General features: G+C 46.4%; 6 protein-coding genes and 1 pseudogene. All 7 read left to right on the top strand.

Going from position 1 to position 6,581, the window contains the following annotated elements; all coding sequences use genetic code 11:
* The coding region (locus BGK46_RS10730; protein ID WP_139130766.1) for an integrase core domain-containing protein at positions 1–277 on the top strand (277 nt) is incomplete at its 5' end.
* Between the two features lie 15 nt (positions 278–292).
* Positions 293–586, top strand: a pseudogene (tssB, locus tag BGK46_RS10735) (type VI secretion system contractile sheath small subunit); the annotation flags it as partial.
* A gap of 41 nt (positions 587–627) precedes the next feature.
* The gene (tssC, locus tag BGK46_RS10740) at positions 628–2,100 is read left to right on the top strand and encodes a type VI secretion system contractile sheath large subunit (RefSeq protein ID WP_069589223.1); all 1,473 of its coding nucleotides are present in this window, start codon (positions 628–630) and stop codon (positions 2,098–2,100) included.
* Positions 2,101–2,102: 2 nt separating this feature from the next.
* Positions 2,103–2,540, top strand: a complete 438-nt coding sequence (tssE, locus tag BGK46_RS10745) for a type VI secretion system baseplate subunit TssE (protein WP_069589225.1) — start codon at positions 2,103–2,105, stop codon at positions 2,538–2,540.
* A gap of 5 nt (positions 2,541–2,545) precedes the next feature.
* Positions 2,546–4,315, top strand: coding sequence for a type VI secretion system baseplate subunit TssF (gene tssF, locus BGK46_RS10750; protein ID WP_069589226.1), 1,770 nt, complete (start codon positions 2,546–2,548; stop codon positions 4,313–4,315).
* The gene (gene tssG / locus BGK46_RS10755) at positions 4,279–5,286 is read left to right on the top strand and encodes a type VI secretion system baseplate subunit TssG (RefSeq protein ID WP_069589227.1); all 1,008 of its coding nucleotides are present in this window, start codon (positions 4,279–4,281) and stop codon (positions 5,284–5,286) included. The genes tssF and tssG overlap by 37 nt, the downstream gene beginning before the upstream one ends.
* A gap of 5 nt (positions 5,287–5,291) precedes the next feature.
* A partial coding sequence (gene tagH / locus BGK46_RS10760) for a type VI secretion system-associated FHA domain protein TagH (protein WP_069589230.1) occupies positions 5,292–6,581 on the top strand: 1,290 nt, incomplete at its 3' end.

Genomic DNA, 6,581 nt, shown 5'->3' on the forward strand with positions numbered 1-6,581 from the left:
GGCTGAATGGGCGGAAGAGAACGCAGTTGAGTTGGAATTTATTCGCCCAGGCAAACCAACGGAGAACTCCTATATAGAGCGATTTAACCGAACTTATCGGACAGAAATACTCAACATGTACGTGTTCAAAACCTTGAGTGAAGTCCGAGACCTGACAGAAAAATGGATGAAGGAATACAACGATGAACGCCCTCATGACTCACTCGATGATCTGACCCCTTGGGAGTATTTAGCAAGGCATGAAAGTAGGAAAAACTCTAATTTAGAGTGCCACTAAAACAGGGAGGGTTACATTTCCACCACTGTTAAGAACAAGTTAACTGATGACGAAGATGCGGAGTTGCCTGTAGAGCTAGCGTTTAAGTCTTTGTCTGATTTCTCACCAGATGCGGTTGCTGCCCAAGTGCCGGAGTTGAAAAAGCTGATCGAACTTCGTGAAGCTCTCGTTGCCTTGAAAGGTCCACTAGGCAACATTCCAGCATTCCGTGAACGACTGCAAGATCTTCTTCATTCAGAAGACTCTCGAGAGAAGCTTCTCGCTGAACTGAATATTGTCAGCGGTGATGAAGACACACCTAAAGAGTAATTAGATAAGTCTCAACTAACTAAGCGCTAGGAAAACAGAACATGTCAACAAATGAATCGGTGTTAGAGTCGCCAGAAGTCAAAGAAGGTGGCTTGCTTGACGAGATCATGGCGCAAACGCGCATTGCACCAAGCGAAGAAGGCTATGATGTTGCAAAGAAAGGTGTTGCGGCATTTATTGAAAACCTGATTGGCAACGACCAAACCAAAGAGCCTGTCAATAAGTCACTGGTCGACCAAATGCTCGTCGAGCTCGACAAGAAAATCAGTGCACAAATGGATGAAATTCTTCACGAAGAGTCTTTTCAACAAATGGAGTCGGCGTGGCGCGGTTTGAAGCTTTTCGTCGACCGCACTGACTTTCGTGAAAACAATAAAGTCGACATTCTTCACGTGACCAAAGAAGAGTTGCTAGACGACTTTGAGTTTGCGCCGGAAACGACACAGTCAGGCCTTTACAAACATGTCTATTCATCTGGTTATGGACAATTCGGTGGTGAACCGACTGGTGCCATTATTGGTAACTATGCCTTTACACCGTCGACGCCAGATATGAAGTTGCTTCAATACATGGGCGCGTTGGGCGCTATGGCCCACGCACCATTTATCTCGAGCGTAGGTCCTGAGTTTTTTGGTATTGAGTCTTTTGAAGAGCTGCCCAACATCAAAGATGTGAAGTCTATCTTTGAAAGTCCAAAGTATACTAAATGGCGTTCGCTCCGCGAGTCTGAAGACGCGCGTTACCTGGGTCTAACCGCGCCTCGCTTCTTACTGCGTGTTCCTTATGATCCGACCGAAAACCCCATTAAATCATTTGTCTATCATGAAAATGTGAGTCAGTCTCATGAGCATTACCTTTGGGGTAACACTGCGTTCGCATTCGCGACTCGTCTGACTGATAGCTTTGCAAAATACCGCTGGTGTCCAAACATCATCGGTCCTCAAAGTGGTGGTGCGGTTGAAGACCTGCCGGTTCACGTTTATGAGTCAATGGGCGCGCTACAGAGCAAGATCCCAACCGAAGTTCTGATCACCGATCGCAAAGAGTTTGAACTGGCAGAAGAAGGCTTTATCGCCCTAACCATGCGTAAGGGTAGCGACAATGCTGCATTTTTCTCTGCAAACTCGATTCAAAAGCCTAAGGTGTTCCCAAATACCAAAGAAGGCAAGGAAGCCGAGACGAACTACAAACTGGGCACGCAGCTGCCATACATGATGATTATCAACCGCTTAGCGCACTATATTAAAGTGCTACAGCGCGAGCAGATCGGTTCTTGGAAAGAGCGTCAAGATTTGGAGCGTGAGCTGAATACTTGGTTGAAGCAATATGTCGCCGATCAAGAGAACCCACCTGCAGATGTACGTAGCCGTCGTCCTCTTCGTGCCGCAAAAATTGAAGTGGCTGATGTCGAGGGAAATCCAGGTTGGTATCAGGTTTCTCTTGCGGTCCGTCCTCACTTCAAATATATGGGCGCGAACTTTGAACTGTCTCTTGTTGGTAGGCTTGATCAGTAATCATGTCATACATTGCACTAGAGGACAGTGTATTTGGTGTCGGCTTCCTTGAGCGCTTGGAAGCCGGCGCTAAGCCTGTGTCGATTACTCAGGGCCCAGAGTCACGGGATGTCGTTAATTCGATCAAAAAGAACATTGCTAATGTGTTGAATACGCGTATTGGTGGGGCACAGAGTTCTCCAGAACTTGGGCTGATAGATTTCAACGATGCGACGCTAGAAAGCTTAGATCTTTCATTGCGTGTGAAATTAGCGATTAAGCAGTGCCTAGAAACCTACGAGCCGCGGTTAACTAACATATTAGTGAGTTCTGCTTACGACGAACATTCACCATTGACGCTACGATTCAATATCGTCGCAACGGTTAACAGTGAAGCACTTCATGAAAAAGTGCAGTTGAGTTTGCTGTTGGATCAAAATCGCCAGTATCGGGTGTTGTAATTGCTATGACGCAAGACAAGTATTTTCGTGAAGAGCTCGCGTTTCTTAAAGAGCAAGGTAAAGCCTTTACTGAGCTCCATCCTCAGTTATCTCGATTTTTACATGGGAGACATACGGATCCTGATGTAGAGCGGTTATTAGAAGGCTTTGCTTTTCTCACCGGCAAATTGCGTGAAAAAGTTGAAGATGATTTTCCTGAACTGACTCATAGTATTATCAATATGCTATGGCCTAACTACTTGCGCCCTGTTCCTAGCATGTGCATCACCCAATTTTCGCCCGATCGAAGCGTGAGTGAAAAGCAGGTGATTGGCCAAGGGACAGAGCTAGACAGTATTGCTGTGATGGGTACGCAGTGTCGTTTTCAGACTTGCCGCGACGTTGAGCTTTATCCATTGAAATGCGAAAAAGTACAGGCAGAACATACACGTGAAGCAACGACCGTCCAGCTCCATATGATGCTAGATGGCGATATGTCTGCCAGTGATGCAGGGATTGATTCGCTACGTTTTTATGTCGGTGGTGACAATTATAGTGCCCAGATGATTTATCTGTGGCTCAATCACTACCTAGAGAAAGTGACCGTTAGCGTGGATGGTACTCGGTTTTCTTTACCACGAGATACGTTTCAGACGGTGGGGTTTAATCCCGGAGACAGCCTGCTTCCGTATCCGCAAAATGTCTATGATGGTTATCGGATCCTGCAGGAATATTTGTCTTTTCCTGAAGCGTTTCACTTTTTTGATATAAGTGGGCTAGATAAAGCATTACCCCAAAATGTTTATGGGCGGTTCTCTATTCAGTTGCACTTGTCGAAAACGTTACCCGCCGATGTTCGTGTTAGACAGGACAGTTTTCAGCTGTTCTGCACGCCTGTTATCAATTTGTTTAGCCATGATGCCGACCCGATAGATTTGAGCGGTAGAAATACCGAGTACAAAGTGATTCCGTCGAGTCGTAAGCCCTCACATTATGAAGTATTTAGCATTGATAGTGTGACTGGGCGTCAAGATAGATTGGTTGATGGGAAACCGGTACGCGGGCAAAAGCGTGTTTATACGCCGTTTGAGAGTTTTCAACACGAAGTAGAACGTGTCAGAAACCGAGAAACGCTTTATTACCGAGCACGTGTTAAAGACAGTATTAGAGGTGATGGATTTGAGTCTTTTATCTCCTTTATACGAGGGGATGAATCGGACTCGATTGGTGTCGACGAAGCGGTGTCAGTGAAGCTGACGTGTACGAATCGACAATTACCTCTTGATCTGGGAGTCGGCGATATCTGTGAACCCACAGATACATCGCCTCCGTTTGCGGAATTCGAAAATATTACCATCCCGACGCAATCATTGCGCCCCGTGTTGGATGGCAGCTTATTGTGGATGTTGATCTCGAATCTATCATTGAACTATTTATCGCTGCTCTCGAAAGATGCGCTGAGCTGCGTTTTAACCGCTTATGATTTTAGGGCATTGGTAGATAGACAAGCCGAACGAGTGGGTAAGAAAAGGCTAGATGCCATTGAGAAAATTGAGTCTAAGCCTATGGACAAGCTGCTCAAGGGTATGCCAGTGAGAGGCCTAAAATCAACGCTTTACTTAAATCAAGATGGGTTTGGGTCAGAGGGCGACTTATATCTGTTTGGAACGGTGCTCAGCCATTTTTTCTCGCTGTATGCGAGCATTAACTCTTTCCATGAGCTGACCGTTATTAATACAACGAATAACGAGACTTATACATGGCAGACGAAAGTCGGGATGCAGCCGCTGATATAAAAAATGAAACAGATGGCCGCACGATGACTGACTTAGTGCCAGATGTTCGGCCTTACAATTTTTATCAATTAGTGGCATTGCTACAGAAGCACGGTGGCATTGACCCCGATCAAGAAGATTGGGAACGAGAGTGCAAACTGGTTTTTAGTGCCAACCCGAGCTTAGGATTTGCGGCTTCTGATGTGGCGTCGTTGCATGATCAGAATGGTCATGCGGTGATGCTCACCAATTTTTTAGGTCTTGCGGGCTCGCAGTCGCCTTTACCCGGCTTTATCACAGAGCAATTGCTTCATGAGGAACCGGGAGGGATTAAACGGCCCTTTCTCGACTTTTTTAGCAATCGCTTGATTGCGTTGGTCTACCGGATATGGCGCAAGTATCGATATTACATTCGCTTTCAACCAGGGGCAGAAGATCAGTTTTCAGCGCAGTTGTTTGCGCTGGTTGGATTGGGTGATCCGCAGTTACGCGGAGAAACACCAATCAATTGGTGCAAGATGCTGGCATACGCGGGCACATTGGCGGGCCGGAGTCGTTCACCAACCGTTGTAGCTGGGATCATTGCCCATTGTTTTGATCTTGAAAATGTTGAGATTCGCCAATGGGTGACACGCAAAGTCAAGATTGCTAAAGAGCAACAAATGTCATTAGGGTGTATGAATGGCCGGCTGGGTGAAGATACCGTCATTGGCGAGTCAGTTTTTGATTGCAACGGCAAGTTTGTCATTTGTATTCATGAGCTAACTAGAGAACGCTTTAACGACTTTCTTCCCGTTGGAAAAGAATACCTACCACTGTGTAAGTTAGTCGAGTTTATTCTTCGTGAACAAATGGCATTTGATCTCGAGCTTTCGATGACTGATGAAGCAACACCAGCTTTTGAACTAGGTGGACAGATAGCGTTGGGGTGGACGTCGTTCTTAGGAAATGACCTAAGAGATAAGCGAGTATTAATTCAAGTAAGGCAATAATTGTTATGGCTCTAGAACATAAGCATGGATTAACGCTAGTTGTTGCCAACGCGCAAGCGCTGGAATCTGGCTTGTCAGCTCAGATCCGTTTTGTTGACTCCGGTGGTGTCATTGGCTCCGATTTTAGTGCTGATTGGCGGTTAACCGATCGACTGGGTCGTGTAAGTGGTCGTCATTGTGAAGTCGTTGTTGTTGATGGCGCGTTTTGTGTGCGTGACGACTGCGGAGAAACGTTTGTTAATGGCACGCATATGCCTTTAGGGAAAGGTCAGTTAGCCCGGTTGGCACACAAAGATGAGATACAAGTCGGCCCTTATCAAATTCGCGTGCTTACCGGCGAAGACGCGGAGTTTGATGGGGGGCACGTTGACACCTTATTTGAAACGCAGCAACACGATCTTTTGGCCGATGGGCTTAGTCAAGATATTGGTTCGGGCGAAGAAGAACCCGAGCTCACTCAAGCGATTGATCCGCTAAAAGAGCTCGATGCCCAAAACAAAGACAATCAAACGTCTAACTGGCTCTTAAATGGAGACAAAGAGCAGAAGCAGCAAACCTTTGCTGAGTCTTCATTGATAGCTAAAAACAATATTGTCGAACGAAAGCCCTCGTTTACGCCGCAAGCAGATAGCGAAGATGTCATGTCGGCATCCGTCAAGCTAAAGCGTATTTTTGGCTTTGGGCAAAAGAAACCTCAAAAGCGTGAACTTCACGCATCGAAAGCAAAAGAAGCGCTGAATCGCGTCATGTCACCTGAGACGATGCATCAAACGAAACAGAGCGAGAGAAAACCGATGGATGAAAAAGAACTAGGGCTGTTGGAGCAAGAAGTGGCGAAGAGCTTAAGTCATGAGCCTACTTCGTCACCACAGCCTAATAATGATCATGGCCAACATTTACTGACTGGGCCGATGCTGGATGGATTGGGCGTGAGAGTCACGAACGACCACGATATGCAGAAGATGCATTTCCTCTCACAGGAGATGGGACAGTCATTGCAAGCATGCTTAAAAGGGTTGTTGGCGCTTCATGAACAAGCCGCAGAGGGGCGTTTCGGTACCATGAATCGCAACTTGCAACCTATTGAAGATAACCCGCTTCGTTTGGGCCTAACGTATGAAGAGACCGTCCGAACCATGTATGACGCAGACAAAAGCTTAGTGCATTTATCTGCGCCAGCGGCGATCGCAGAAAGCTTAAAAAATGTGAGAGATCACAACGATGCGACGCAAGAGGCGATATCGGAAGCGCTTGACCAAATTTTACACGCCTTCTCGGCGTTGTTTCCTAAATCA

Source organism: Salinivibrio sp. SS2, assembly GCF_001722075.1.
GTDB lineage: Bacteria > Pseudomonadota > Gammaproteobacteria > Enterobacterales > Vibrionaceae > Salinivibrio > Salinivibrio proteolyticus.

Excerpts from the sequence above, each read along its gene's own strand:
- tssE (WP_069589225.1), top strand. The coding sequence starts at position 2,103 with ATGTCATACATTGCACTAGAGGACAGTGTATTTGGTGTCGGCTTCCTT.
- tssF (WP_069589226.1), top strand. The coding sequence starts at position 2,546 with ATGACGCAAGACAAGTATTTTCGTGAAGAGCTCGCGTTTCTTAAAGAG.
- tssC (WP_069589223.1), top strand. The coding sequence starts at position 628 with ATGTCAACAAATGAATCGGTGTTAGAGTCGCCAGAAGTCAAAGAAGGT.
- tssG (WP_069589227.1), top strand. The coding sequence starts at position 4,279 with ATGGCAGACGAAAGTCGGGATGCAGCCGCTGATATAAAAAATGAAACA.